The organism is Baaleninema sp. (genome assembly GCF_049974805.1).
Lineage (GTDB): Bacteria > Cyanobacteriota > Cyanobacteriia > Cyanobacteriales > Geitlerinemataceae > Baaleninema.
Map to the genome: position 1 here is coordinate 1 of NZ_JBNGCO010000075.1, position 25930 is coordinate 25930.

General features: G+C 53.1%; 25 protein-coding genes. 12 read left to right on the top strand and 13 right to left on the bottom strand.

All coding sequences use genetic code 11. The features are described 5' to 3' along the window. Positions 1–162: 162 nt before the first annotated feature. The 9 genes from ACP5D4_RS14475 to ACP5D4_RS14515 form a co-directional block, all read right to left on the bottom strand. Positions 163–1401, bottom strand: coding sequence for a GH25 family lysozyme (locus tag ACP5D4_RS14475; RefSeq protein WP_428012329.1), 1239 nt, complete (start codon positions 1399–1401; stop codon positions 163–165). A gap of 98 nt (positions 1402–1499) precedes the next feature. Beyond that, positions 1500–2540, bottom strand: coding sequence for an isochorismatase (locus ACP5D4_RS14480; RefSeq protein ID WP_428012330.1), 1041 nt, complete (start codon positions 2538–2540; stop codon positions 1500–1502). A gap of 34 nt (positions 2541–2574) precedes the next feature. Further along, the gene (locus tag ACP5D4_RS14485) at positions 2575–4146 is read right to left on the bottom strand and encodes an ABC transporter permease/substrate-binding protein (RefSeq protein ID WP_428012331.1); all 1572 of its coding nucleotides are present in this window, start codon (positions 4144–4146) and stop codon (positions 2575–2577) included. Positions 4147–4358: 212 nt separating this feature from the next. Next, a complete protein-coding gene (locus ACP5D4_RS14490; protein ID WP_428012332.1) occupies positions 4359–5327 on the bottom strand; it encodes an ABC transporter ATP-binding protein in 969 nt (322 codons plus the stop codon). Positions 5328–5339: 12 nt separating this feature from the next. After that, entirely contained in the window at positions 5340–6590 is a 1251-nt protein-coding gene (locus ACP5D4_RS14495) for a class I SAM-dependent methyltransferase (protein WP_428012333.1), read from the bottom strand. A 96-nt stretch (positions 6591–6686) separates the two neighbouring features. Then, positions 6687–8189 (bottom strand): asparagine synthase B, encoded by a 1503-nt coding sequence (gene asnB / locus ACP5D4_RS14500; RefSeq protein ID WP_428012334.1) that lies wholly within the window; start codon positions 8187–8189, stop codon positions 6687–6689. 283 nt (positions 8190–8472) lie between these two features. Then, positions 8473–9882, bottom strand: a complete 1410-nt coding sequence (locus ACP5D4_RS14505; RefSeq protein ID WP_428012335.1) for an NAD(P)(+) transhydrogenase (Re/Si-specific) subunit beta — start codon at positions 9880–9882, stop codon at positions 8473–8475. Next, the gene (locus ACP5D4_RS14510; RefSeq protein ID WP_428012336.1) at positions 9879–10172 is read right to left on the bottom strand and encodes an NAD(P) transhydrogenase subunit alpha; all 294 of its coding nucleotides are present in this window, start codon (positions 10170–10172) and stop codon (positions 9879–9881) included. Before ACP5D4_RS14510 ends, ACP5D4_RS14505 begins: the two co-directional genes overlap by 4 nt. Positions 10173–10248: 76 nt before the next feature. Beyond that, a complete protein-coding gene (locus ACP5D4_RS14515) occupies positions 10249–11391 on the bottom strand; it encodes a Re/Si-specific NAD(P)(+) transhydrogenase subunit alpha (RefSeq protein ID WP_428012337.1) in 1143 nt (380 codons plus the stop codon). A gap of 441 nt (positions 11392–11832) precedes the next feature. On the opposite strand from ACP5D4_RS14515, the gene ACP5D4_RS14520 reads away from it, so the two are divergent. The 10 genes from ACP5D4_RS14520 (at position 11833) to sir (ending at position 20317) form a co-directional block, all read left to right on the top strand. Continuing rightward, a complete protein-coding gene (locus ACP5D4_RS14520; protein WP_428012338.1) occupies positions 11833–12471 on the top strand; it encodes a DUF2808 domain-containing protein in 639 nt (212 codons plus the stop codon). A 303-nt stretch (positions 12472–12774) separates the two neighbouring features. Continuing rightward, positions 12775–12912, top strand: coding sequence for a 50S ribosomal protein L34 (gene rpmH / locus ACP5D4_RS14525; protein ID WP_074170982.1), 138 nt, complete (start codon positions 12775–12777; stop codon positions 12910–12912). A 51-nt stretch (positions 12913–12963) separates the two neighbouring features. Continuing rightward, positions 12964–13371, top strand: a complete 408-nt coding sequence (rnpA, locus tag ACP5D4_RS14530; protein WP_428012339.1) for a ribonuclease P protein component — start codon at positions 12964–12966, stop codon at positions 13369–13371. Continuing rightward, entirely contained in the window at positions 13343–13735 is a 393-nt protein-coding gene (locus tag ACP5D4_RS14535; RefSeq protein ID WP_428012340.1) for a PH domain-containing protein, read from the top strand. The genes rnpA and ACP5D4_RS14535 overlap by 29 nt, the downstream gene beginning before the upstream one ends. 63 nt (positions 13736–13798) lie before the next feature. Beyond that, positions 13799–14950, top strand: coding sequence for a membrane protein insertase YidC (yidC, locus tag ACP5D4_RS14540; protein ID WP_428012341.1), 1152 nt, complete (start codon positions 13799–13801; stop codon positions 14948–14950). A gap of 29 nt (positions 14951–14979) precedes the next feature. After that, positions 14980–15453, top strand: coding sequence for a protein jag (locus ACP5D4_RS14545; RefSeq protein WP_428012342.1), 474 nt, complete (start codon positions 14980–14982; stop codon positions 15451–15453). A 58-nt stretch (positions 15454–15511) separates the two neighbouring features. Next, a complete protein-coding gene (locus ACP5D4_RS14550; protein ID WP_428012343.1) occupies positions 15512–16012 on the top strand; it encodes a YceD family protein in 501 nt (166 codons plus the stop codon). A gap of 12 nt (positions 16013–16024) precedes the next feature. Continuing rightward, positions 16025–17548, top strand: coding sequence for an AAA family ATPase (locus tag ACP5D4_RS14555; protein WP_428012344.1), 1524 nt, complete (start codon positions 16025–16027; stop codon positions 17546–17548). Positions 17549–17574: 26 nt separating this feature from the next. Continuing rightward, the gene (locus tag ACP5D4_RS14560; protein ID WP_428012345.1) at positions 17575–18030 is read left to right on the top strand and encodes an SH3 domain-containing protein; all 456 of its coding nucleotides are present in this window, start codon (positions 17575–17577) and stop codon (positions 18028–18030) included. A gap of 346 nt (positions 18031–18376) precedes the next feature. After that, complete coding sequence (gene sir / locus ACP5D4_RS14565; RefSeq protein WP_428012350.1) at positions 18377–20317, top strand: sulfite reductase, ferredoxin dependent; 1941 nt, start codon at positions 18377–18379, stop codon at positions 20315–20317. A 214-nt stretch (positions 20318–20531) separates the two neighbouring features. On the opposite strand, the gene tsaD is transcribed toward sir, so the two are convergent. Further along, positions 20532–21599 carry a tRNA (adenosine(37)-N6)-threonylcarbamoyltransferase complex transferase subunit TsaD gene (gene tsaD / locus ACP5D4_RS14570; RefSeq protein WP_428012346.1) on the bottom strand — a complete coding sequence of 356 codons (1068 nt, stop codon included), beginning with the start codon at positions 21597–21599 and terminating at the stop codon, positions 20532–20534. A 250-nt stretch (positions 21600–21849) separates the two neighbouring features. On the opposite strand from tsaD, the gene ACP5D4_RS14575 reads away from it, so the two are divergent. Continuing rightward, positions 21850–22332, top strand: a complete 483-nt coding sequence (locus ACP5D4_RS14575; protein WP_428012347.1) for a Photosystem I reaction center subunit III — start codon at positions 21850–21852, stop codon at positions 22330–22332. A gap of 37 nt (positions 22333–22369) precedes the next feature. After that, positions 22370–22498, top strand: a complete 129-nt coding sequence (psaJ, locus tag ACP5D4_RS14580) for a photosystem I reaction center subunit IX (RefSeq protein ID WP_428012348.1) — start codon at positions 22370–22372, stop codon at positions 22496–22498. A 143-nt stretch (positions 22499–22641) separates the two neighbouring features. Here the strand turns inward: psaJ and ACP5D4_RS14585 are convergent, their stop codons facing one another. The 3 genes from ACP5D4_RS14585 to psbC all read right to left on the bottom strand — a co-directional run bounded on the left by ACP5D4_RS14585 (position 22642) and on the right by psbC (position 25656). Then, positions 22642–23097, bottom strand: a complete 456-nt coding sequence (locus tag ACP5D4_RS14585; protein ID WP_428012349.1) for a divergent PAP2 family protein — start codon at positions 23095–23097, stop codon at positions 22642–22644. A 21-nt stretch (positions 23098–23118) separates the two neighbouring features. Further along, positions 23119–24042: a geranylgeranyl diphosphate synthase CrtE gene (gene crtE / locus ACP5D4_RS14590; protein WP_428012351.1), complete on the bottom strand. Its 924-nt coding sequence runs from the start codon at positions 24040–24042 to the stop codon at positions 23119–23121. A gap of 249 nt (positions 24043–24291) precedes the next feature. Further along, a complete protein-coding gene (psbC, locus tag ACP5D4_RS14595; RefSeq protein ID WP_428012352.1) occupies positions 24292–25656 on the bottom strand; it encodes a photosystem II reaction center protein CP43 in 1365 nt (454 codons plus the stop codon). Positions 25657–25930: the final 274 nt, after the last annotated feature.

Consider the following 25930-nt stretch of genomic DNA (forward strand, 5'->3'; position numbering starts at 1 on the left):
CTTCTTGTTCGTTTTCCACCCCCCGGCTTTTGATAACTTTTTCAGCAAACCCTAGGTAATTGTCAAGGAAAAACTGGCACGAAATTCTCTAGATCCCCGGCATCTTAGAGATGCCGGGGATCTGAACCCCTGCCGAGGATTTCCCAAAAAATACCTAAAAACCTAAGAATTACGCCAAAACCGCGCAAATTCCGCCAACTCGTCTCGCGTTAAGCGCCGTTGCAACCAATCCCAGGCTCTATCCTGGTGAGGCAATCCCTCGTAATACTTCGCCGCTTTCGACAAGACGATGGGGGGCGGTTCCAAATCCGGGGGATTGCGCCATTGCTGGGCAAACTCTTCTAACAGCGTCTCCGCCAGCTGTTCTTGCAGCCAAATCAACGCTTGATTTTGACTGGCGAGGTTTTGATAGTACCGCGCCACGTCCACCATCCGAATCGACGTATCGACTGTGGCGCGATCGCGCCAGCGGCGGGCGAATTCCAACAGCATCGCCTCGGAGATTTGAAATTGCAACTCCGTTAGCGCGTCGATTTGATGGGGCAATCCCTGATAGTGTTTCATCACGTCCACCAGAGAAATCGCCGGAGTGGGCGTTGGTGTCGGCGTTGGCGTCGGCGTCGGGGCGGTAGTCGTGTTGTCCGCCAGATACGCCCAAACCCGAGGCGTCACCGTTCCGTCCGTCAGAGTGCCGATGGCCGTTTGAAACGCCACCGCAGCCGTTTTCGTTTTCGGTCCGAACTTACCATCGATCGACCCCGGATCGAACCCTTTCTGCTTCAGGCGCGACTGCACGTCCGCCACCATCGCCCCCGTAGACCCTTCTTTAACGATATTGAACCAATTGATATCGACGCCCCCAGTTACGCCGTTGACACTACCGCTGTCGGTATACTGCCAAAAGGTCCAAGCACTCCATCCACCGGGAACCCTCGGCGCCGGATCGGTGGTGTAATGGGCAATCCAGAGGGGATATTTGGCGAACTGCTGCCAGTTTCCCAGGCGCTCCCAAAAATAAGGATAAGTGTAGATAATCGGACGCCGTCCCGTCGCCACTTCCACGCGATCGAGCCAAGTTTGCATGCGCGCCGCCACACTATCGGCGGCGATACCATCGTCCGTTTCAATGTCGAGAACGGGGGGTAAATCCCCCGGTTCCAATTTCACCAAATCGAGGAATCGATCGGCTTGGGCGAGGGCGTCGCTGCGGGGACGAAAGAAGTGATAGGCGCCCCGTACCAAACCCGCCCCTTTCATCCCCGTCCAGTTGGTTTGAAAGGTGTCGGCGACGAACGTAGCGCCTTCTGTCGCTTTAACGATACCGAACTCCATACCGGAATTGGCTACCGCCGTCCAGTTGACGCTACCTTGATAGTCCGAAACGTCGATCCCTCTGCTCATGGTGGTTGTGGATATCGATATTAATGTTTCGATGGTATCACTTGAAACTCGCCCCGTCGTCGAGGGTGGGTTTCTCTGGCGAAGTTTGGGAAAGATGTTCAGCAGAGACCTTCGGAAATACCCTCCCAAGTCTCGATGGGATCGATCGATCTGACCCGGTGCATTCCCAACTCGGCGCACCGAGTAAAGGTTTCGTCCGCTAAATCGGTAAAATCCACCTGACCCGGTACCACCACCGCCGACGTACAATCTTCCAATAAATAGACTTTTCGGGCGAGTTTTCGGTCTCTCGATCGAATCTCGTCGCACAAATCGTTCAACGTCCAGGCCACGCAATGGCTTTTCGCCTGTCCCGCCACTAACAACAGGTCGTAATTCAACAGGCGATCGACCAACTCTATATTACGTTGGGCGATCGCTTCCCCGTTAGCGTTGGTAAGAACCTCCGGTTGCAACACCGAATAATTCTCCGTCAGCGGGTTGTTTCCCTTCATTTCGTACTCGGTGGCGCTGTAGCGGGCGATGCTGTGGAAAAAACAAGCCTCCTCCACCGCCGAGACTAAAGCATGACTGATTCCCCCCAACAGAGCGTGATAAGGCCAAATCGTCAGCGGATATTTACTATCTCGCGTCAGTTCTCGAACATAGTGAAAAGCGTAAGCCTGGGGGTCGATCGCCGTCGGTAAATTCGGCAACACCTCGGGATTAATGCGCCATTTTCCCGCTTCAATATCCGCCAGTTCCAAATTCGACATCGGGGCGGGATGTTCGCCGCTGTCATTTATCCAAAAGACGGGATGGAAAATCTGCATCGCCCTATGGGTGTCCATCGTGGGAATAACATCCGTCAGAATATGTAAATGGCGGTAGATAAACTCGCACAAACGCCGATTGTCTTCCACCGCCCCGTTTCCACTCCTTCCGGCGACAAACAACTCGAAACCGGGAATACAAAAGGTATTTTGAACATCAATCAGCAGCAACCCCACGCGCACCCTATCCTCACAACTGCGGGAAATCTGATGTTGTTGCGCCCAAAGTCGCGCTTCCCGAGCGCGATCGGCGTAGGAAACGCGCCAAACCTCTCCCACCTTTTCGGGGTTGAAATGCTCTGGAATCGTGAGTTTTGCTAAAGACATCGTTCGCTATTCTCTCTATTTCTACAATATATTTCTACAAGTCTTCCGACAAATACGCTTTCAAGTCAGAAATCGACTGAACGTCCAATTCATTAGCCGCCGCCTCCCGCATCATCAGCGCATAAGAATTATTAAAACCAAACGGTTCTAGCCAAATTAAATTATATTCTTCCTGCGTTTTTTCTCGAACGTACTCCAAAACCGTATCCGCCGCAGATTCACTCTCGGAAAGTAACTCTTCTCGCACATCCGCATCGGTATTTAAAATCGCCAACAACCCCGTCCCCGTATATTCTGGATAGAGGTCGATTTCCCCCTGTCGCAACGCATCGAACGCGATTTTCGTTCCCGCCAATCCCGTTTTTAACTCGACGTCCAAATTCGTATAATTCTCAATAACCACCGCCATCATTTCCGCGAGAAGGTACTGTTCGGTAAAATTCTTTGAACCGACGACCAAATCGGCGTTTCCTTCTCGTTGCGTTTCCGTTTTAAGTCCCAACTCCGACAAAAACTCTCGAACCACTTGCATCGTCGGTTCTTGCTGTCGATCGACCCGATAATTTAACTGCACCATTTCCTCGTTAGAAATTTGTCCCGCTAAGCGATTTAACGCCGAACGAACTTCTGGAAATTCTCGTAAAGTTTCCCCTCGCACCAACGGCGCTGCATAATAGGGCGGAAAATAATTTAAATTATCCTCTAAAACTGTTAAATTGTAAGCTTGAATTCTGCCATCGGTGGAAAATCCACTAATTAAATCCACCTGTTTTTCTCGAATGGCTTTATACATTAAACCCGGCTCGAGTTCTAAGGTATTTAACTTTAAACCGTAGTGCTGTCGCAAACCCGGATATCCGTCAGCGCGTTCCATAAATTCCGCCGTAAATCCCGCTGTGAAGGAACTTCCGAACAAATTGGGAACCACCAGCCACGACAGGGATAAAAGCAGTAAAACCACCGCACCCACCAGCAGCGGTTTCAGCCATTCCATGACCCGACTTTGAAGGACTCCCAGGAGGAAATCTAACAGTAACGCCAGCAACGCGGCGGGAATCGCCCCGGCGAGAATCATATCGACGTTATTTAGGGCAATTCCTCGGAAAATGAATTCTCCTAAGCCGCCAGAGGCAATCAAGGCGCAGAGCGTCGCCACGCCAACGGTGGTGACGGCGGCGGTGCGAATTCCCGCAAAAATGACAGGAACGGCTAAGGGAAGTTCGACTTTTAAGAGTATTTGAAAGTTCGACATTCCCATGCCTTTGGCGGCTTCTTTAATGGCAGAATCTACTTCGTCAATGCCTGTATAGGTATTGCGAACGATGGGTAATAGGGCGTATAAGAATAAGGCGACAATGGCAGGGGTGACGCCGATGCCGAGCAGGGGTAACATAAACCCCAGTAAGGCAACGCTGGGGATGGTTTGAACGATTCCTACTGCGCCGATAACGCGATCGGAAATGTTGGGATATCGAGTTAAGATAATTCCGACGGATACCCCCAAACTGATGGCGATCGCCAATGAAACGGTCGTTAAACCGATATGTTCGATGGTTTGGTCGGCCAGTTCGAGTTGGTGGTCGAGTAGGAATTGCCCGAAACTCATAAATAAATGATATAATTTACTGATTTGTTTGAGATTAAAAGCGATTTTTAAAGTCGTTTTCTAGATTTATTTTTGTTTCTTAAAAATCAAAATTTACCTTGAATTTATATCTTGAATTTATATTTAAAAAAACCACGAATTAAAGCTAAAACTATAATTTAAAATAACAACTATGATTTAAAATAACAAAAACCAGCTATTTTAAATGATTGTTAAAACGACTCTTTGAATCGATAAAATGCCGTTAACAAGTCTTGGCAGTGGGTGGTTAAAATCGGCTGGTTTTGTCGATCGACAATTTGAACCCGCGAGGATTTCAACGAAGATTCCTCCATATCTTCTAACACCGTCAGTAAATGTTCTTCTTCCGTATAGCGTTTCGCTGCCTCCGAACTGGACTCTTGAGCCGAAACCCAAGGCATCACGTCTTGAAGCTGAGTAACGTACAACTCTAACTGAAAGCGATCGGCTTGGAAAAAGTCGCGCACGAAATCGTTATCCGGTTGAAATACCAGGGTTTTCGGGGTGCCGATTTGCTGGACGATTCCCCGATCCATCACGCAGATGCGATCGCACAGCGTCACCGCCTCGAAAATATCGTGCGTCACCAACACCACCGTTTTTCGCAGCAAACTTTCCAACTGCTTGAATTCCTGTTGAATTTGTCGCCGCGTAATGCGATCGAGCGCCCCGAACGGCTCGTCCAACAACACGATCGGCGGATCGGCCGCCAAAGCCCTGGCTAAGCCAACCCGCTGCTGTTGTCCGCCGCTGAGTTCGTGGGGATACCGTCGGGTGAATTCCTCCGGCGACAACCCCACCAACTCCAGCAGTTCTTCCGTGCGTCGCGCAATTCGTTTGTCCGGCCACTTCAACAAACGAGGCACCACCGCCACGTTTTCCGCGACGGTGTAATGGGGAAACAGCCCCGTTTCCTGAATGGCGTAGCCGATACTCCGGCGCAGTTTTTCCGGTTGAGACTTCCGCGTGTCTTCCCCCCCAATAAACACGCGGCCGGCGGTGGGTTCGATGAGGCGATTGAGCATTTTCAGGGTCGTACTCTTGCCACAACCGCTCGTTCCGATGAGACCGAGGGTTTCCCCTTCCGCCACCTCAAAGGACACGCGATTGACGGCAGAGAACCCGTTATAGGTTTTGGTTAGCTCGATCGCTTCAATCATGGGTGCTAGGGCTTACTTTTGGGTTTTGAGAATCGCCACCAAACCATGGCCGCAACCCCGTCCTCGCTGCATTTCGTATTCCAGCGTCCGCAAGGCGTAACCCAACTGAGGCTCGATGATGTTGGCGCGGGGATCGCCGTACCACATCCAACCGACATCAGCGATGACGCGATCGATCGTCATCAGGGCAAACTGCAAGGGTTTAGCGAAATCGTCCCAGCCTTCGAGTTGCGTCAGCGAACACCGCTCCCAAAGTCGCTGCTGACAGTATTCAACCACCACGTTCCACGAGTCGATCAGTTCCCGCAACGGCGGCGCAATCACCGGATGGTCGGGAACGATCGCCGGATCGATGACGAGTTCTTCGAGGTTGGTTCGCAAGTAATCCTGATGCAGGGAATTCACCGCGCGACGAATGGGTTTGAGTTGCTTGTTGTACTCCTGCGTATCGGTGTGGCGACCCACCAACATCGATCGATCCATCAATTTCAATACCTCTACCCCGAGGCCGCAGGTTTGAGTCAACTCTTCCGAGAGGTCTTTCACGTCCGACCCCACCCAGAACCGCAGCGGAAAGCGATCGCTTTCGACTTCTTTGCGAACTGCTTCTGAGTAGAGATAACTCATGGTGTAGTCGCGAACTTTTTCGTCTTCGGAGTCCGCAAACCAGAAATCCGGCCATTCGATCGAATAGCGTCCGAGAAAATCGAGAACAATTAAACTCTCGTTACCACTGTGTTCGCAAATATCTTGCAGCAGTTTGACCAAATCCTGACGGTTCAAGTGAGACAGAGAACCGTAAGACGAAAAATAGATATCGAACGGCTCTCGGTCTTTAAACGGTCCGAACCCTTCTCGTAAATCCGCCTGAGCGAAAGTGACTTCCGGTTGGCTCTCAAAAAGAACCTGACCCCGTTCCACCATCGCTTGGCTGATATCCAAGCCTAAGTACAAATCGATTTCTTCTTTGGGAAGGACGCGCTCGTGTTGCAAGCCCAAGTCTAAATCTCGTCGATCGATTTTCGTCAAGATTTCGTAGCCCTGTCCCGCACCGCAGCCGAGATCGACAATGCGGACGCCGCGATTTTCTCGGCGACAGCGTTCCACCAGTTCCCGCAGAAACGGCCGCAAGGCAATACGAGTTAATTGGTCTTCCCAATAGGTCCGAACGTTGTCGTACTTGCCGAACAAGTTTCCAACGTACAAATCGTATTTACCTTCTCGAACCGCTTGGCTGTAGGTTTTTTCTCCAACTGATTGCATGATTTTATCGCTTTAGTAATATTGATGGATGATTCTTTCGCGGTCAGTTAGGAATTTGCCAGGTGTGGGTTCGTGCGTTGTTAGTTTCCTGCTGAGTTAGTGAAGCGTCCCTTGCCACCGTCCGATGAGGGCTGGGGCATCGGGATGGGGGAAATGATGGTGAAAAATCCGGTAATAAAACAACTCCTCTTTGCTGTTTACCGGAACTCCATCTCGACGAGCGGCGTCGAGTTCTGCTTGAGAAACCATCGCGTTCGCGCGATCTTCAAGAATGGTTGAGGACGCGCAGCCTTGAGCAAATTCCATTTTGTCCCGCCACACCACCTCTTGGGGCAACTTATCAGCAAATGCCTGTCGAAGCAACCATTTTTCTAAACCATAAGTTTTGTGGAGTTTCAAGGACGGATCGATTTTCAGGCACAATTCGATAAATTCTGTATCCAAAAACGGCACGCGAGCCTCAAGGCTGTTGGCCATGGTCATGCGATCGACCCGCTGCAAATTCAAGTTATGTAAACCCTTCAAAATCGAGATGGATTCTCGATGTAATGCCGTGGCGTCCTCGTATTCCTTAAAGTAACTGTATCCGGCAAACAACTCGTCTGACCCTTCTCCGGTCAACACCACTTTAACGTATTGACTGGCCAAGCGAGACACGAAATAACAGGGAATGGCACTGCGAATCAAGGCCGGGTCGTAAGATTCCAGGTAATAAATCACCTGGGGAAGCACCGCTTCCATCTCTTCTTCGGTGTAGATGTATTCGTGATGAATCGTTCCTAAATGCTCTGCCACCAAACGAGCTGCTTTCAAGTCGGGAGAGTCAGGAAGTCCCACGGAAAACGAATGCAATTCGGGGAGATGTTCCGACATCAACGCCGCAATAACACTCGAATCTAAACCGCCACTGAGAAACACCCCCACCGGAACGTCCGACATCAAACGTTTCTGGACGCTTTTCGACAAGGTTTGACGAATTTTCTCGAGAACCTCGTCGACGTCGCTGAGAAAGGACGACTCGTCGGGCCACTGGTAATAGGGAACGAATCCCGTTTCGGGATGATAGTAGTGTCCTTCGGGAAACTCGCGAATTTCCTCAGCCGCTTGAACCAGAGCTTTAATTTCGGAAGAAAAGAACAACATATCTCCCGATTTTCCGTAATACAACGGTTTGATTCCAATTGGATCTCGAGCAGCTACGTAGTCTTTACCGTTGCTGAGGACGAAGCTAAACATTCCATCGAGATGATGGGCGAGTTGCTGTCCGCATTCTTGGTACAGGGGCAGCAATACTTCGCTATCACCGTGGGTTTGAAAGGAAAATCGATCGTTAAAGCGATCGCGCAAGTCTTGATAGTTATAAATCTCGCCGTTACATACCCCGTACAGTTGGCTTTCCTCTCGCGAAAAGGGTTGGTGAGCGCCTTCGACATCCATAATCGACAGGCGCTGGTGTCCTAACAGTAAGTTACCGTCCCGAACGATGCCCTTATCGTCGGGGCCGCGATGTGCCAAAGACGATAGCATTTCCTCGAAGTTGAGTTGGTTCGATCGATCCTCGGGTAAGTTTTGTCCAATAATCCCTAAGATGCCACACATTTTTTAACGCTCGATTGTGTATCGTTCAATTCAATATTTTGGCAAACGGCTCGAGTTTGACCCATAAAACTCCAACCGCGACAAAAATATATTCACTATGGTAACTAGATTTTAGGGAAAATCACAATCTACCGCGACGCCGCGATATGTTTCACCTGAAGAAATTAAAACGAGAAGCCGAGTTTCTGAAGAAACTCGGCTTCTCTGAACTCGATCGTTCGGCTTAAACAAAGCTTAAACCAATCGATCGAGACGGGGAGGATCGAGCGAGAAAATCGATCGCCTAGAGTTGTTTCATTTCTGCCACGAGTTTCGACACCATATCTTTGGCGCTACCAAAGAGCATCATGGTTTTATCGCGGTAAAACAAATCGTTGTCTACCCCGGCGAATCCCGTACTGAGACTGCGTTTGATGACGATAGTATGTTTGGCTCTGTCCACATCGATAATCGGCATTCCGAAAATCGGACTGTCTTGTTGCGTGCGGGCGGACGGGTTGACCACATCGTTGGCACCGATGACCAGCGCCACGTCCGTCTGTTCCAACTGAGGATTGATATCGTCCATGTCATAAAGCTGGTCGTAAGGCACGTTCGCCTCCGCCAACAAAACGTTCATATGTCCCGGCATCCGTCCCGCCACCGGGTGAATGGCATATTTGACCTCGACTCCCAATTTTTCCAATTGGTCGGTCAGTTCCCGTACCGCGTGTTGAGCTTGAGCGACAGCCATCCCGTAACCGGGGACGATGGCCACCGATCGCGCGTAGCCCAACATCATCGCCCCTTCTTCAGGATCGATGCTGCGAACCACTTTCTCGGTGTCAGTTCCGCCACCTTTGGCCGCCGTGGCGCCCCCTTCTCCCGTACCGAAGGCGGCAAACAAAACGTTCGTCAGAGAGCGGTTCATGCCTTTACACATGATGACGGTGAGAATCAGCCCCGAGGCGCCCACCAAAGCCCCGGCGATGATGAGCATATTGTTCATCACCACGAAACCCGCTGCACTGGCCGCTAACCCGGAAAAGGAGTTGAGGAGCGAAATCACCACGGGCATATCGCCGCCGCCGATGGGAATGACGAAGTTAATCCCCAACACCAGCGACAGAGCCACCAATCCCAAGAACAGGGAGGCGGTGGGATTCGTCGCCACCAGGTAGCCGCTGCCGATGAGAAACGCGACCAACAGCGTTACGTTAAAGGGCTGTTGCAGGGGGAAGGTAATCGGCGATCCCGAAATCAGTCCTTGTAGTTTGCCAAAGGCCACCAGAGATCCGGTGAAGGTGACGCCGCCGATGAGAACCCCCAACAACACGGTAATGGTTTCGCCGATACCGGGTTCGGCCGAGAGGCTGAAATAATGCCAAAACTCACCCATGGCCACCAAAGCCGAGGCGGCACCGCCCAAGCCGTTGAACAGCCCGACCATCTGGGGCATGGCGGTCATGGCGACCCGTTGGGCGGCGATCGCCCCGATAACGGAACCGATGACGATGCCGATGAGAATCATATAGTAGTTGAGAACTTGGCGATCGAGCAGCGTCGCCACCACGGCGACCAGCATGGCGATCGAAGCGATGAGGTTGCCCTGACGGGCAGTCGCAGGCGATCCCAATCGTTTCAAGCCGATGAAGAATAGAGAAGCTGCGACTAAATAGCTCAGTTGAATCCCTGTGGGGAGAAAGTCGCTCATGCTTTAACCTCTTTTTTCTTGAACATTTGCAGCATTCGATCGGTGACGAGGAATCCACCGACGACGTTAATGGTGGCCAGGACTACAGCGACGAGTCCGAGGATAACGGTTACGTTCCAGTCGCGATCGCCGGCCACCACCAAAGCCCCGAGAATGGCAATGCCGGAAATGGCGTTCGCCCCCGACATCAGCGGCGTGTGGAGCGTCGGCGGAACTTTGGTAATCACCTCGAATCCCGCAAACGCCGCCAGGACGAATACGAACAAAGCTGTAATGAAGGGATCGTTCATAGTGGAGTGTTCAGAGTTGAGAATTAAGAGTGACAAGTTGAAAGTTGAGAGTTTCTTGGCTGTTCCTCCTCTCACTTCAGGCTGGAGACGTAACGCCGAGGGCTTCCCGAACGCGGGAATTGCGGATGTCGCCGCCGAGGGTCACGCAGACACTATCGGGAATGTCGTCTTCGAGGTCGAGGGTGAGGGCGTTGTCTTTGACCAGATATTGCAGGAGCGTCGAGAGGTTTTTGGCGTACATCTGGCTGGAGTGGACGGGCATCGAGGCGGGCAGGTTCACCGGCCCCATGAGGGTGACGCCGTGACGGACGACGTTGCCTCCGGCTTCGGTGCCTTCGCAGTTTCCGCCCTGTTCGGCGGCTAAGTCCACCACCACCGAACCCGGACGCATTTGAGAAATCATGGCGTCGGTAACGATGATGGGGGCCCGTTTGCCGGGAACTTGGGCGGTGGTGATGACGGCATCGGCTTGGGCGACGCTGTTGGTGATTGCTTCTTGGGTTTTTTGTTTTGATCGATCGGAGATTTCTTTGGCGTACCCTCCGCTGGCTACGGTGTCTTCTTCGAGTTCCACTTCGACGAATTTGGCGCCGAGGCTTTGAACTTCTTCTTTAACGGCCGGGCGAATGTCGAAGGCTTCCACGACTGCACCGAGGCGGCGACTGGTGGCGATCGCTTGCAATCCTGCTACCCCCGCACCCACTACGAAGACTTTTGCCGGACGGATAGTGCCGGCGGCGGTGGTGAGCATGGGGAAGAATTTCGGCAGGGCTGAGGCGGCGATTAACACGGCTTTGTATCCGGCGACCCCCGCTTGGGAGGAGAGGGCGTCCATGCTTTGGGCGCGACTGGTTCGGGGAATCAGTTCCATGCTCAAGGCGGTGACGCGCCGTTGGGCCAGCTTTTGAATCCGCTCGGGATCGCCGAGGGGGTTGAGGAACCCGATCAGGGTTTGTCCTTCGTGCAGGCGATCGATCTCTTCGGGAGTTGGAGGCGCGACCTTGAGGATAACGTCGCTGTCTCCCCAGAGTTCGGCGGTATCGGCGATAATGGTGGCTCCGGCAGCTTCGTAATCGCTGTCAGAAAAGAACGCGCCGTTTCCCGCTCCCGATTCGACGCAAATGTTTAAGCCTTGTTTGACCAGTCGGGCAACGATATCTGGAACGAGCGCGATGCGGCGTTCGCCGACCTCGATTTCTTTGGCAACTGCGACTTTCATGCAAACTCCTTAACGAAATAATGCTGCAATTGGACGATCGAGAGACAAACTGAGGAGGTCTGAGTATTTCGTTGATGTCGATCGGCGATAGGTTTTGGGCAGGTCTTGCGGACTTCTAGTTCGCATCCTAGGACGATCCCCAGATGACTCTTGACATCTTTAACTTGTCTTAAGGCTAACGAATAGTTTAGCTCGCAAAAATATCTAGAATCTTTAACTTATTTTTCGGTTTCAAACGATGTCTTTAAAGATATCCTGCGATTGTGAATTTACCTTTACAATTTTGGCGCGATCGTTGTTTTTTAACTCGGTTTTCAAATTGAGGGCGATCGCCGCGATCGCGGAACTTTTCGGGACTTGGGCGCGTCTCGACCGGAGCGAGGTTCCCGTTAGGGGAATAAGATGACAGAACCCAAAGGGTTTGATACATTAATTAACACTGTGAACAGTCGATCGCACGGTCGATCGCGCAATTTTCGATCGAGCCGTTGCGACGAAGGCGATCGACGAGGAGATTCCATGAAACGTTGGTTATCTGCTGCCATAACAACCGGATGTTTGGCTTTGGGCTTGGCTACCGAACTGCCCGCCCAAGAATTACCGGGATTTACCATTTTCGGCGGACCGCGCCGTGAAAATCAACTGAGCTTTCGCCTCGACTACGGCAGAAGCGGGCATCCCCGCGATCGATACCGCTTGCGGATTCCCTCCGACAAAATGAGCTTTGCCGTTTCCCAATTCTCCATCGACTATCCTGACTACTACGATGGAGAATTCGACATCGAACTCGATCCCGATGACGATCCCGACGATCAGCCCGTCGAAGTCCGCGTTCGCATCAACGGACGTTACGAGTCAGTTCCTTTAGAAGAAGTCGTCTGGGACGAAGAAAACCACCTCATCGAAATTTATCCCGTCGAAGCGGTTCCCGCTGGCTACAAAGTCGAAATCGTCTTTTCCAACGTCCGCAACCCCAATTTCGGCGGAATGTATTACTTCAACTGTCGCGTCTTCAGCCCCGGTGACGTTCCCCTCGCTCGCTATCTCGGCACCTGGGTGTTGAGTATCGGCCCGGGCTGAGATTGACAATTTACATAGTTTATGATAAGAAAATCGATTCTGTAGAGTGCGTGACTTGAAAAATCAGGTGTGAATTATCAGACCCACAAATCGTCACGCACCGCCGAGGTCTAGCTGCGTCCCGCGTCCCAACCGCAAAAATCCTTCCTTTGAAGGTTCCCAACCCTCAGTGGCGACAATTATTTGAGAGATCGGCCGTATCGGCGGCTGTTGGTTTTGCAGTTCCCCACCCGAAATTTCCTGTTAGAATGGGAAACTGCATCTTTGTCAACCTATTCAAGAAGTTAGTCGGAGGGAAAAACCGTGACCAAGCGAACTTTAGGCGGAACCAGTCGCAAACGTAAGAGAGTCTCCGGATTTCGCGCTCGGATGCGCGTCAAAACCGGCCGTCGCGTTATCAACGCCCGTCGTCGTAAAGGACGGGCGAGACTCGCCGTTTAAACTGGCCGTTTCAAAGATATTCACCAGTCAAGTCGATCCGGTCAAGCGTCTGTGCTACCCAAAGCTAACCGACTTCGCCATTGGAAAGACTTTCAAACCGTGTATCAAAACGGAAGTCGCTGTCGGGGAAAACGAATGAGCCTGCGAGCCTATCGGCGTCCGACGACGCCGAAGGGCGGTTCCCCGAACCGAAAAGTTGCGGGCGGTTCCCCAACGCGAATCGGAATTTCGATCGGGCGAAAAGTCAGCAAACGTGCGGTCGATCGTAACCGCATCAAGCGTCAAATTCGAGCGGCCGCACGTCAACTTTTACCGCGTTTGTCCCCCGGTTGGGACATCGTCGCCATCGTCCATTCCCCGGCCAAAGAGTGCAATTCAACTCAATTTCTGCAAGAATTAGAGCAGTTGTTGGCACGAGCTGAGGTACTGAATGGGCATTCGAGAGGAAGTCTTTTATGAAGGCGGACCCCATATCGGGGATTTGATTTTTAATATCTTAATCGGCTTGACCGTGATTGGCTTACCCTTAACGGTAGGTGCGGTAATTCGAGCCTTATGGTTGCGGTTTCGGATTACGAACCGTCGAATCTCCGTCAACGGCGGATGGATGGGGCGAGATCGCACCGATGTCGTTTACTCAGAAATCATAAAAGTCGTGACCGTCCCGCGCGGTTTCGGACTGTGGGGCGATATGGTCATTACCGTTCGAGGCGGAAACCGTCTCGAACTGCGTGCGGTTCCCCGCTTCCGTCAAGTTTACGACTATATTAACGAGCGGCTGTCCCCAGAAGCCCGAAAAGTGAGCGGTTCTCTCGGCAGCTAAACCCACTCGCCCCGAAAAAGACAGACTCAAGCAACTTCAAGCGCAGAAATTGGCGTAAAACGAATGGATTTTGGTGTTGGTTTTCTCTCCAATAACGTAATGCTGCCGATCCTGGATTTATTTTACGGGATCGTGCCCAGCTACGGACTGGCGATCGTCGCGCTGACGCTCGTGATTCGCTTCGCACTCTACCCCCTCAGTGCGAAATCGATTCGCAGTATGCGCCGGATGCGCGTCGCCCAACCCGCAATGCAAAAGCGCGTCAAGGAGATTCAAGAACGATATAAAGACGAGCCTGCCAAACAGCAGGAAGAAATGAGCAAAGTTTACCAGGAATTCGGCAACCCTCTCGCGGGATGCTTGCCCCTGGTGATTCAAATGCCCGTCCTCTTCGCCCTGTTCGCAACGCTGCGGGGATCGCCGTTTTCGGATATGAGCTATTCGATCGACGTGGAAATCTTCCCCCGCGAACAAATCGAACGCATCCAACCGCAAGTCTACGCCACCGACCCGAAAAACGTTTATATCTCCGACGGCATTCACACGCAAGTCTCCGCAATTCTCCCAGCCGGAAATCGCCTCGTGGTCGGAGAAAGAACGAACGTCGAGTTCCAAACCGTCGAAGGTGCGCCCCTACAAAAGCGGTTGGCTGAAGAAGGAGACCCCGAACTGACACCTCAGTGGACGGTGACGAAAGGCCAAGAACGCCTGCAAGTCAACGAAGACGGAAGCCTGGTCGCCCTTGCCCCCGGGAAAGCTACCATCGAAGGCAAAATTCCCGGCTTGGCTGCCAATAAAGGTTTCCTGTTCGTCCAAGCCCTGGGTCGCGTCGGTGCCACGGACGAAAACGGTAACATTCACTGGGATATCGTCGGAATGGTGCTGTTCTTCGGCGTGAGTCTCTACGTTAACCAAATCCTCTCGGGACAGGGACAAGACAGCAGTGCCAACGCCCAACAACAAACCATCAGCAAGCTGACGCCGATTTTGTTTACGGGGATGTTTCTGTTCTTCCCGCTGCCGGCTGGGGTGTTGATGTACATGGTCATAGCCAACATCTTCCAAACCGCTCAAACCTTTATTCTGTCACGGGAACCGCTGCCGGAAAACCTTCAGAAAATCGTGGACGCTCAGGAAAAGGCTGAGGCGGGAAAAGATGGCAAGCGTCAAACGCTGCCCTTCGAGCCGAAACGCTCTAAGAAAAAAGCCGGATAGGATCGAGACAGTTTGAGGATCGAGACTTCATGAGCGATGCCAAAGCAGAACGGGGTCAACAGTGGTTGGAAAGACTGCTGCAACTGGCGGGACTTCCCGCCCAAGTTGACGTCACTTGTCAAGATGATGCCTACTGGCTGACGATCGAATCCTCCGCGTTGACCCCGGAACAGGTGTCAGCCCTCGTCGGCGAAGGCGGAAAGGCGATCGATTCCATTCAGTACCTCGCCAACGCCATCCTCAATATGGGATGCGATGAGGAATTGCAAGCCGCCTATACACTCGAACTGGCAGGGTATCGCCAAAAACGCCAAGAAGAACTGCGATCGAAAGCTGAAGAGGTCGCCCGACAAGTCCGCGAGACGGGAGAATCCATTGAAATTGCGGACTTGTCGGGGGCCGAACGTCGACAAATTCATACGTTGCTCAAAGACAGCGAAGATCTCGAAACCTTCAGTCGCGGTCAAGAACCCCATCGTACATTGGTCGTTCGGCTCCGTTAACCCACAGTGGCACGCCCGACGCGAGCCGTTCGCCGCGAGCCGTTAGAGAACAAGTGTTATGGATGCGATCTATATTCCCTCCTTACTCAAAGCGCCGGACAAAACTGAAATTGTGGAATTTCGAGAGTTCGTACCGGGCTTAGACACCTTGATGCCCGTGCGGGGCGTGGCTCGCGTCACCCATCAAGGAACTTATTTAGAAGTATCTGCCAGCATCGAAACTATCGTGACGCTAACCTGCGATCGATGCCTGCAACAGTATAATTACCGCGTCAAAATCGAGCCGAGCGAGCCGATTTGGCTCGACGCCAACCCCACCAACCCCGAAGACCTCCCCATCGAGCAGGAAGTAGCCGTCGAGGACTTGGTGGAAACCCTGCGCCCGGACGGAGAATTCGACCTACAAACTTGGATTTACGAACAACTCTGTTTGGCAGTTCCCCCTCAAAAACTCTGCAACGAAGACTGTTCGGGAATCCAGGTCGAGACGAACCCCAGCGACCTCACCGATAGCCGCTGGGCTGCATTGCAACAACTCAAAGACCGACTTCCGGGGTAAAAAACACCAGAAATGAGTTTTAAAGACGAATTCGAGCTGTTACTCCGCGCCCGCTATCCCGTTATCTACGTGGCGACTCTCGAAGAAGAACGAGTCGAAGCCGCCATCGCCGAGTCAGCTAAATCTCAGGGAAATCGCGGCGTCTACCTGTGGGATTTCGTAGATGGCTATCAGGGCAACCCCACCGACGAAGGCGCCGCCCGACGCAATCCCCTCGCCGCTCTCGAACAGGTGGAAAAACTCCCCGCTTCGGCTCCAGCGGTGTTCGTCTTGCGGGATTTTCACCGCTTTCTCGAGGATATTTCCATTTCGCGGAAGTTGCGAAATCTCGCCCGTCGCCTCAAATCGCAACCGAAAAATTTGGTGTTGCTGGCGCCGACGGTGGATATTCCGCAAGATTTGAGCGAAGTTCTCACGGTGATGGAGTTTTCCCTCCCCGACGCCGACGAAATTCGCCGCGAGATCGATCGACTGTTGGCCGCGAGTACTCGGTCTTTGAGCGATCGCGTCCTCGACGATATGGTTCGATCGTGCCAAGGTCTGTCTCTGGAACGGATTCGGCGCGTTCTCGCCCGAGCGATCGCCACCCACGGCGAACTTCGAGGAGAAGACGTAGAACTCATCCTCGAAGAAAAACGCCAAACCATTCGCCAAACCCAAATTCTGGAATTTTACCCCGCCACGGAAAACATTTCCGATATCGGCGGCCTCGACAACCTCAAAGATTGGTTGCTGCGGCGGGGCGGAGCCTTTTCCGAACAAGCCCGCCAATACGGACTCCCCCACCCGCGCGGTTTGATGTTGGTGGGAATTCAGGGAACCGGAAAATCCCTCACCGCTAAAGCCATCGCCCACCACTGGCACTTACCCCTGTTGCGGTTGGACGTGGGACGGCTCTTCGGCGGCTTGGTGGGAGAATCGGAATCCCGTACCCGGCAGATGATTCAGGTGGCTGAAGCCCTCGCCCCCTGCGTCCTCTGGATTGACGAAATCGATAAAGCCTTTGCCGGCGTCAACCGAGGCGGAGACGGCGGGACCACCAGCCGCGTGTTCGGAACCTTTATTACTTGGATGGCGGAGAAAAATTCCCCGGTGTTCGTGGTGTCTACCGCCAACGATATTCGCGCCCTCCCGCCGGAAATGCTGCGAAAAGGGCGGTTCGACGAAATCTTTTTCGTGGGTTTGCCCTCCCAAGAAGAGCGCAAGGAAATTTTTTCCGTGCATCTGTCGCGACTGCGCCCCCACAACCTCAAAAGTTACGATATCGATCGACTGGCCTACGAAACCCCCGATTTTTCGGGAGCGGAAATCGAACAGGCCATCGTGGAAGCCATGCACATCGGCTTCAGCCAGAATCGAGATTTCACCACAGACGATATACTCGAAGCGGCCAGCCAAATCGTCCCCCTGGCGCGAACGGCGCAGGAACAAATTCAACTGTTGCAAGAGTGGGCGATGTCGGGGAAAGCCCGTCTGGCCTCTCGCAACAGCAGCCTGACTCGTCGCATCCAAGGACAACTGCGGGGCGAGGGCTAAGCCATTTTTTTTGAGATTCAGCGTCTATGAACCTGTCGAACCTGGCGAAATTTATTTTGGGATTTACGCTGGCGATCGCCTTAACTATTAGTGGGGCGCTCGCCGCGTCGTTATATTTGGTGGCGCGTTTGACCGCACTCCCCCCGAAACCCGATTTTAGCGACCATACTGCAACCGCCGACGCCCCAACGGCTACAACCGTCAGCGCCACGCCCACCCCCGCCCCCGCCGCTACGCCCACCCCGACGCCCACCCCGACGCCAGAGGCGGGATTGTATCGCGCTCGGGTGACTTGGCCCGAAGGCTTGACCTTGCGACAAGAGGCCGGTTACGAAGCCACCAGTATCGGCGGCGTCGCTTTTAACGAAACGGTCCTCGTTTTGGAAGAAGCCGAAAACGGCGCGTGGCAGCGGGTTCGATCGACCGCGACACAAGATGAAGGTTGGGTCGTCGGCGGCAACCTCGAACCCCTGGATAACTGATGAGGAGATGATGAGGTGAGAAAGAGATCGCCCTATTAAAGGGTTGGCCCAAAAATCTCAGATCGCTAAATGGCTGCCGGGAATCTGGCAATTACATATTTTGCGCATTTTGTCAACCCTCCAATCTCGAAAAGTTTTCTGCACCACTGAGGGAGATGATGAGATAAGGAGTTCTCCCCGTTCCCCGTTCCCGCTTCGCTGGAGTCCCCCCTGGGAAGCATAGGGGGGATGTTAGAATAATTGTCAAACTGAATTCTCCGAAATCCCGACCGGATTACCGATGTTCGGCATGGCGTTTCAGTTGCCGAATGCCGATCCTGACGACCTACCCTCACTCGATAAGTTCATGGCTACGCCGACGACGAAACCGACTTCAGACCGAAAACTTTCTAAACTCGAAGGAATTAAAGAGCGCAGCAACTTTTTGCGCGAACCCGTGGCAACGGAAATCCTGCAAGATACGACGCACTTTAGCGCAGATGCCGTTCAAATCCTGAAATTTCACGGGTCTTACCAACAAGACAACCGGGACAACCGCGTTAAAGGGCAGGACAAGGACTATCGCATGATGCTGCGAACCCGCAACCCTGGCGGGTACATTCCTCCTCAACTGTATTTGACCCTCGATCGACTGGCCGACGAATACGGCTATCAAAACCTGCGGGTGACGACGCGCCAAGGGTTTCAGCTTCACGGCATTTTGAAGAAGAACCTGAAAGCTTCGATCGCCGCCATCGTCAACAGCATGGGATCGACGTTAGGCGCTTGCGGCGACCTCAACCGCAACGTCATGGCGCCTCCGGCTCCTTTTAAAAACCGTCCCGAATACGATCTCGCCTGGACTTACGCCGACAACATCGCCGACTTACTCGCCCCGCAAACGGGCGCATACTACGAAATTTGGCTCGACGGCGAAAAAGCCATTTCCGCAGAAGAAGCCCCGGAAGTGAAAGCCGCCCGCAGCCGCAACGGGAACGGAACCGTTTTTCACGACAAAGAAGAACCCCTGTACGGCGAACGGTATATGCCGCGCAAGTTCAAAAGCTGCGTGACGGTTCCCGGCGACAACTCCGTGGATTTGTACTCTCAGGATTTATCCTTCGTCGTCATTACCGACGAGAACGGGGAATTGCAAGGGTTTAACGTTTTAGCAGGAGGCGGCCTCGCCCGGACGCACAATAAAGAAGAAACCTTTCCCCGCTTGGCCGACGAAATCGGCTATGTGGAGAAATCGCAATTTTACGACGTGCTGAAAGCCATCGTCGCCACGCAACGGGATTACGGCGATCGCGTCAACCGCCGCCACGCCCGGTTGAAATACCTCCTCCACGACTGGGGCGTTGAGAAATTCCGCCGCACCGTCGAGGAATATTTCGGTCAACCGCTGCAACCGTTCAAACCATTACCTGAGTTTAAATACGAAGATTTCGTCGGCTGGCACGAACAGGGAGACGGGAAGCTGTTTTTAGGGCTGTTCGTGCAGAACGGTCGCGTGAGCGATCGCGAGGGATGGACGCTGAAAACCGCCCTGCGTCAGATTGTCGAGAAATTCTCGCTTCCGATGCGTCTGACGCCCCATCAGAACATTTTGCTCTACGAAATCGAGCCGGAACAACGGCCGGAGATCGATCGAATCCTCAAAGAAAACGGCATTCAAAGCGCCGAAGACCTCGACGGGATCGATCGACTGTCGATGGCTTGTCCCGCCCTGCCCACCTGCGGCTTAGCCATCACCGAGTCCGAGCGTGCCATTCCCGATATTTTAGGACGCATTCGCCAACTGCTCGATCGCGTGGGATTGCCCAACGAAGAATTTGTCGTCCGAATGACGGGCTGCCCCAACGGTTGCGCCCGTCCCTACATGGCAGAATTGGGCTTTGTCGGTCGCGCACCGGGGATTTATCAGTTGTGGTTGGGGGCAGATCCCCATCAAACCCGGTTAGCGGAATTGTACCTCGATCGCTTGAGTATCGATAATTTAGAAGCCGAACTCGAACCCCTGTTTGTCTACTTTAAAAAAGACCGCAAACCCGGCGAACGATTTGGCGATTTCTGCCACCGCGTCGGCTTCGATGCCTTGCGCCAATTTACCGAAACCTACGATCCCAGTAGCTTGAAACCCAAGCGCAAAGAACGCCATCGCATTCGGATTTATGACCGAGTTTACGATCGCCTCAAAGCCGATTCGCAACGGCTCGGAAAACCTATGTTGGCTTTAGCCAGCGAAGCGATCGATAAATACCTCGACGAGTTATCGATCGCTCAAAACAGCGAAGATAATCAATAGAAAATTCGGTCGATCGACCTCGTTGAATTTACCCCGTAGGAACGTTGAACAACAGGTTTCTACGGGGTTTTTCGTACTCTATGCGATTCCGATAAGGAGGGTTTGAAAAAGTATTCACCACCGAGACACAGAGGACACAGAGAGTTTTTGGCACGCCAGGTCAAGGATGAAGTATCACCTCATCATCCCATCATCCCATCATCCCCTCATCCCATCATCCCCTCATCCCCTCATCTCCCGAGGCGACGTATAAATTCAAAGCTTCCGAGAGGGACATTCGCGACTGAACCCCCAACGTCATCGGTGAAACCCGACCTCGGCTGAGATGTTCGGACGCCGCACAACCCAGCATGGCGGCGTTGTCCGTGCAGTATTTCATCGGTGGAAACAGAACGCGAAGATGGTGTTCCTCGGCGGCGGCTTGAAGTTGCTGTCGGAGGCTGCTGTTGGCGGCGACGCCCCCGCCGACGACAATGGTGGAGAGGTTAGCATCGAGGGCGCAGCGAATCGCCCGTTTGGTGAGGGCGCGGGCGACGGTATGTTGAAAGCTGGCAGCGATATCCGCCACGGGGAGTTCGCCTCCTTCGGCTTTGAGGCGTTGAACGAGGCGCAAGACGGCGGTTTTCAAGCCGCTGAAACTGGTATCGTAGGGGTGAAAGCCGCCGTTGGGAACTTTGACTTTGCCTTCGGGGAGGGGAAAGGCTTTCGGGTTGCCGGTTTTGGCGATTTTATCGATCGCCGGCCCGCCGGGATAGCCTAAATCCAGCAATCGCGCGACTTTGTCGAAGGCTTCTCCGGCCGCGTCGTCGCGAGTTTGGCCGAGAGTTTCGTAAATGCCGCAGTCTTTGACGTGAATGAGGCTGGTATGGCCGCCAGAGACCAAAAGACATAAAAAGGGCGGTTCCAGGTCTCTATCGGTCAAATAGGCGGCGTAAATGTGACCTTCGAGGTGGTGAACCCCCAGAAAGGGTTTTTGACGAACGAGAGCGAGGGTTTTCGCGGCACTGAGTCCCACCAGTAAGGCACCAACGAGGCCGGGGGCGCAGGTGGCGGCTACGCCGTCGATATCTGTCCAGGGGACGCCCGCCGTTTCCAGGGCTTGTTCGATGGCATCGTCGATGAGTTCCAGGTGTTGGCGGGAGGCCACCTCGGGAACCACACCGCCGTAACGCCGATGGGTGTCGATTTGAGATGTAACAATACTACTTAAAACTTGACGTTTTTTAACAATTGCCACAGCCGTTTCGTCACAACTTGTTTCGATCGCTAAAATTGTTGCCATTTGCCAAGAAAGGGAGACGAGAGAGCGTTATCTTGTATGGTAGGATTCTAGCCAGACATCTTTCAACACTGGCTTGTAGTCGCGAAAGCGTCTCAAACGAAGATAACTCAAGACCATTTCGCAACCGTGGGATCTCCAATCTGGGAGGAACGCCCGCGTTGGATAGAAAAGACGAGCGATCTTCCTGTTTAATATTAGGAAGTTTTCGTCGATGGTTGTGTCAGTTTTGTTCATTAAGGAAAGCCTACTTATGCGACGACTATTGGCGCTGGTTTTAACAGCAGTTCTTTGGTTTAGTTTTGCACCGACTGCTTCGGCAGACGTAGCGGGACTGACCCCTTGTAACGAAAATTCCGCGTTCCTCGCCCGTGCGAAACGCGCCACCACCGAACAAGCCAAACAACGTTTCGAGCGGTACGGTGAAGAACTTTTGTGTGGTGAAGACGGCTTACCTCACTTAATTGTAGACGGTCGTTGGAGCCACGCTGGGGAATTCATGATTCCTGGCATTATGTTCCTGTACGTTGCGGGTTGGATTGGCTGGGCTGGCCGCAGCTACCTGCAAGCGATTCAGGGCGAAAAATCTCCCGAAGACAAAGAAATTATCATCGACGTTCCTTTGGCGGTGAGTAAATCTCTGTCTGCTGCACTTTGGCCGCTGGCAGCATTTGGAGAAATCACCAGTGGGGAAATGTTTGCTAAAGACAACGAAATCCCCATTTCCCCCCGCTAAGGGTTGGATTTAACTGTTTGGAACTTGGAGATCGTTTATGCAAGGCTTACAAAGATATCTGTCGAGCGCACCTGTTTTGGCTGCCGTTTGGATGTTAATCACGGCGGGAATTCTGATTGAGTTCAATCGCTTCTTTCCCGATTTACTCTTTCACCCGCTCAAATAGTAATTCGATCGCTTTGAACAGCGATCTTGTTTTAGATCTGTTTTGAGATCTGTTTTTAGAGCGTATCGAGTCGATCGATCGCGATAAAAAGCCCAGTGAAAAACTGGGCTTTTTGTTTGGACGTTCGAGTTGTGAAGAGGCCATCAATAGGCCGAACCGGCTGCGTAAGCGATGGCGATGCCGAGAGCCGATCCCACCAACACTTGAAACGGCGTATGTCCGAGTAACTCCTTAAGTCGGTCTTCATCAAACTGTTTGCCTTCGTGAAACAGCTCGTCGAGAATTTGATTGAGAACCCGAGCTTGTTTTCCGGCTGCCTGACGAACTCCTGCGGCGTCGTACATCACGATGGCGGCGAAGATAGAGGCCATGGCAAACTCAATACTGTCCCAGCCCAAGGTTTGCCCGACTCCCGTAGCCAAAGCCGTCACCAATGCCGAATGAGAACTCGGCATTCCGCCTGTTTCCACTAACACGCGCACGTTCACCTTTTGATACTGCGCGAAATGCACCAGCAATTTAGAAAACTGAGCGATCAGACAAGCCGCCGTCGCGACGATGAGAATTTGGTTGTGCAGGACGTGACTAAACTCGTGCATCTCTTCCCTTAATAATGAAGATTAGTACTGACGGCGAACGATAAAGTCGGCGATCGCATTTAAGGGTCGAGCAGAGGGGCCGAACGGTGACAGTTCCGCCTGAGCCGCTTCGATGAGTTGTTCGGCTTGTCGTTTCGACTCTTCCAATCCCCACAAACTGGGATAGGTGGCTTTTTGAGCTTTCAAATCTTTTCCGGCGGTTTTGCCGAGGACTTCTTGAGAGGCGGTGATATCGAGGATATCGTCCACGATTTGAAAGGCCAAACCGATGTTTTGAGCGTAACGAGAGAGGCGTCCGATTTCCTCTTGAGAAGCCCCGGCTAAAATGCCGCCAGAAACGACGCTGGCTTCGAGTAAGGCGGCAGTTTTATGGGTGTGAATGAAAGTCAGGGTTTCGAGAGAAATATCGGATTTTCCTTCCGACTCCAAATCCACCACTTGTCCGCCCACCAACCCAGCGGCACCGACGGCGCGACCCAAGCGAGCCACCACCTGCAACAGTCGTTCGGCCGGCACCCCTTTCGTTTCCACGGCAATATACTCGAAAGCGTAGGCCAGCAAACCGTCTCCGGCCAAAATCGCCACGTCGTCGCCGTAAACCTTGTGGTTGGTGAGTTTGCCGCGACGGTAATCGTCGTTATCCATGGCCGGGAGGTCGTCGTGAATCAACGACATCGTATGAACCATTTCCAGGGCGCAGGCGGTCGGTAGCGCCATTTCCCGCGTTCCCCCGCTCATTTCACAGGTGGCCAAACAGAGAATCGGACGAAGTCGCTTACCTCCTGCCAAGAGAGAGTAACGCATCGCTTCGTAAATGCGCTCGGGATACGTAATCTCTAACGAGCGATCGAGCGCCGTTTCGACTAACGCTTTCCCCTCGGCTAAATAGGTCGATAAATCAAATTGGGCTTCGTGGGGCGAATTTCGATCGTCCGTAATGACCATCCCTTTTTCCTTTTTCTGCGTCATGATTCACGAGCGGCCGGCGGTGTCATCAATACTGTCGCGCGAACCTGTCACTAGGCTACCAGACAGGTCGGACACTCCCCAAGCGCGAATCGAAATCCGGTCGATCGCCCCCCTCGAAGCGGCCGTAAAAAGAGGCTCCTACCCAACGGTAGAAGCCTCTTTTTAAACTGTGAGTTCTTCAACCCTCAACTGAGCCTAAACCCAGCCGAGACATCGAGGACCAACCTAGTCGAGGGGTTTCATCGACAGCACGGGTTCGCTTTCGCGATCGAGTCCCGTCTCAAAACCACCAGCAGCGGCGCGAGCGCGTCCGGCGTGCCAGAGGTGTCCGACTAAGAAGAAGAACGCCAGGATGAAGTGAGACCCAGCCAGCCAAGCGCGGGGGTTCACATAGTTAAATCCAGAGTTGGGTTCGGTGATAATACCACCAACCGAGTTGATCGAACCGTTGGGGGCGTGAGTCATGTACTCAGCCGCACGGCGCAACTGCCAAGGCTGAATGTCGTTTTTCAGCTTGTTCAGGTCGAGACCGTTGGGTCCGCGCAGGGGTTCGAGCCAAGGACCGCGGAAGTCCCAGAAACGCATCGTCTCACCACCGAAGATGATTTCACCCGTGGGAGAGCGCATAAGGTATTTACCCAGACCCGTCGGACCTTGAGCGGAACCGATGTTCGCACCCAATTTTTGGTCGCGAGCCAAGAACACGAAGGATTGAGCTTGAGAGGCTTCAGCGTTGGTCGGTCCGTAGAACTCGCTCGGATAAGCGGTGTTGTTGAACCAGACGAAAGCCGACGCGGTGAACGCCATCAGCGACAACGCACCGATGCTGTAGGAGAGATAAGCTTCACCGGACCAGATGAAGGCGCGACGGGCCCAGCCGAAAGGCTTGGTCAGGATGTGCCAGATACCACCGGAAATGCAGATGAGGCCGATCCAAATATGACCGCCGATGATATCTTCCATGTTGTCCACGCTGATCATCCAACCTTCGCCACCGAAGGGAGCGCGGAGCAGATAACCAAAAATCACCCCTGGGTTCAGCGTGGGGTTGGTGATGATGCGAACGTCACCACCACCGGGGGCCCAGGTATCGTAAACACCGCCGAAGAACATGGCTTTCGCCACCAACAGGAAGGCGCCGAGACCCAACAGGATCAGGTGGAAGCCGATGATGTTGGTCATTTGGTTTTTGTCCTTCCAGTCGTAACCGAAGAAGGACGAATATTCTTCGAGGCGCTCGGGACCGCGAACGGCGTGGTAGATACCGCCGAGACCCAATACGGCCGAAGAAATCAGGTGAAGGACACCCACCACGAAGTAGGGGAAGGTATCGATGACTTCACCGCCGGGGCCGACACCCCAACCGAGGGTGGCCAGGTGAGGCAGCAGGATCAAGCCCTGCTCGTACATGGGTTTTTCCGGAACGAAGTGAGCGACTTCAAACAGGGTCATCGCTCCGGCCCAGAAAACGATCAGACCGGCGTGGGCGACGTGAGCGCCCAAGAGTTTACCAGACAGGTCGATCAGGCGGGCGTTTCCAGACCACCAGGCGAAGCCTGATGATTGCTGGTCGCGTCCGCCGCCAACCATTGCAGTGTTAAAGGATGTTGCCACGAGGTCAAACCTCCATCAAACCTATGTCGTTTGCGACGTACTTTGTGAAAAAAGGCGGCAATGCTAGGAGAAACCGCCTTTTACAGTATGCAGAATAAAAATCCCAAAGATCGGACTAAAGAGATAGTACCGAAATTGAATTGAAATCGAGCTTACAGAGCGTTACCGCGAGGCAGAACCTCTTCGGGGAACTCGAAGCCTTCGTGGGGTTGGTCGGTAGGTGCCATCCAAGCCCGCAAACCTTCGTTCA

Bases quoted from the DNA above. Each gene is read 5' to 3' on its own strand.
- ACP5D4_RS14475 (WP_428012329.1), bottom strand. From the start codon at position 1,401: ATGAGCAGAGGGATCGACGTTTCGGACTATCAAGGTAGCGTCAACTGG.
- ACP5D4_RS14480 (WP_428012330.1), bottom strand. From the start codon at position 2,540: ATGTCTTTAGCAAAACTCACGATTCCAGAGCATTTCAACCCCGAAAAG.
- ACP5D4_RS14485 (WP_428012331.1), bottom strand. From the start codon at position 4,146: ATGAGTTTCGGGCAATTCCTACTCGACCACCAACTCGAACTGGCCGAC.
- ACP5D4_RS14490 (WP_428012332.1), bottom strand. From the start codon at position 5,327: ATGATTGAAGCGATCGAGCTAACCAAAACCTATAACGGGTTCTCTGCC.
- ACP5D4_RS14495 (WP_428012333.1), bottom strand. From the start codon at position 6,590: ATGCAATCAGTTGGAGAAAAAACCTACAGCCAAGCGGTTCGAGAAGGT.
- asnB (WP_428012334.1), bottom strand. From the start codon at position 8,189: ATGTGTGGCATCTTAGGGATTATTGGACAAAACTTACCCGAGGATCGA.
- ACP5D4_RS14505 (WP_428012335.1), bottom strand. From the start codon at position 9,882: ATGAGCGACTTTCTCCCCACAGGGATTCAACTGAGCTATTTAGTCGCA.
- ACP5D4_RS14510 (WP_428012336.1), bottom strand. From the start codon at position 10,172: ATGAACGATCCCTTCATTACAGCTTTGTTCGTATTCGTCCTGGCGGCG.
- ACP5D4_RS14515 (WP_428012337.1), bottom strand. From the start codon at position 11,391: ATGAAAGTCGCAGTTGCCAAAGAAATCGAGGTCGGCGAACGCCGCATC.
- ACP5D4_RS14535 (WP_428012340.1), top strand. From the start codon at position 13,343: ATGGGCATTCGAGAGGAAGTCTTTTATGAAGGCGGACCCCATATCGGG.
- yidC (WP_428012341.1), top strand. From the start codon at position 13,799: ATGGATTTTGGTGTTGGTTTTCTCTCCAATAACGTAATGCTGCCGATC.
- ACP5D4_RS14545 (WP_428012342.1), top strand. From the start codon at position 14,980: ATGAGCGATGCCAAAGCAGAACGGGGTCAACAGTGGTTGGAAAGACTG.
- ACP5D4_RS14550 (WP_428012343.1), top strand. From the start codon at position 15,512: ATGGATGCGATCTATATTCCCTCCTTACTCAAAGCGCCGGACAAAACT.
- ACP5D4_RS14555 (WP_428012344.1), top strand. From the start codon at position 16,025: ATGAGTTTTAAAGACGAATTCGAGCTGTTACTCCGCGCCCGCTATCCC.
- ACP5D4_RS14560 (WP_428012345.1), top strand. From the start codon at position 17,575: ATGAACCTGTCGAACCTGGCGAAATTTATTTTGGGATTTACGCTGGCG.
- sir (WP_428012350.1), top strand. From the start codon at position 18,377: ATGGCTACGCCGACGACGAAACCGACTTCAGACCGAAAACTTTCTAAA.
- tsaD (WP_428012346.1), bottom strand. From the start codon at position 21,599: ATGGCAACAATTTTAGCGATCGAAACAAGTTGTGACGAAACGGCTGTG.
- ACP5D4_RS14575 (WP_428012347.1), top strand. From the start codon at position 21,850: ATGCGACGACTATTGGCGCTGGTTTTAACAGCAGTTCTTTGGTTTAGT.
- psaJ (WP_428012348.1), top strand. From the start codon at position 22,370: ATGCAAGGCTTACAAAGATATCTGTCGAGCGCACCTGTTTTGGCTGCC.
- ACP5D4_RS14585 (WP_428012349.1), bottom strand. From the start codon at position 23,097: ATGCACGAGTTTAGTCACGTCCTGCACAACCAAATTCTCATCGTCGCG.
- crtE (WP_428012351.1), bottom strand. From the start codon at position 24,042: ATGGTCATTACGGACGATCGAAATTCGCCCCACGAAGCCCAATTTGAT.
- psbC (WP_428012352.1), bottom strand. From the start codon at position 25,656: ATGGTTGGCGGCGGACGCGACCAGCAATCATCAGGCTTCGCCTGGTGG.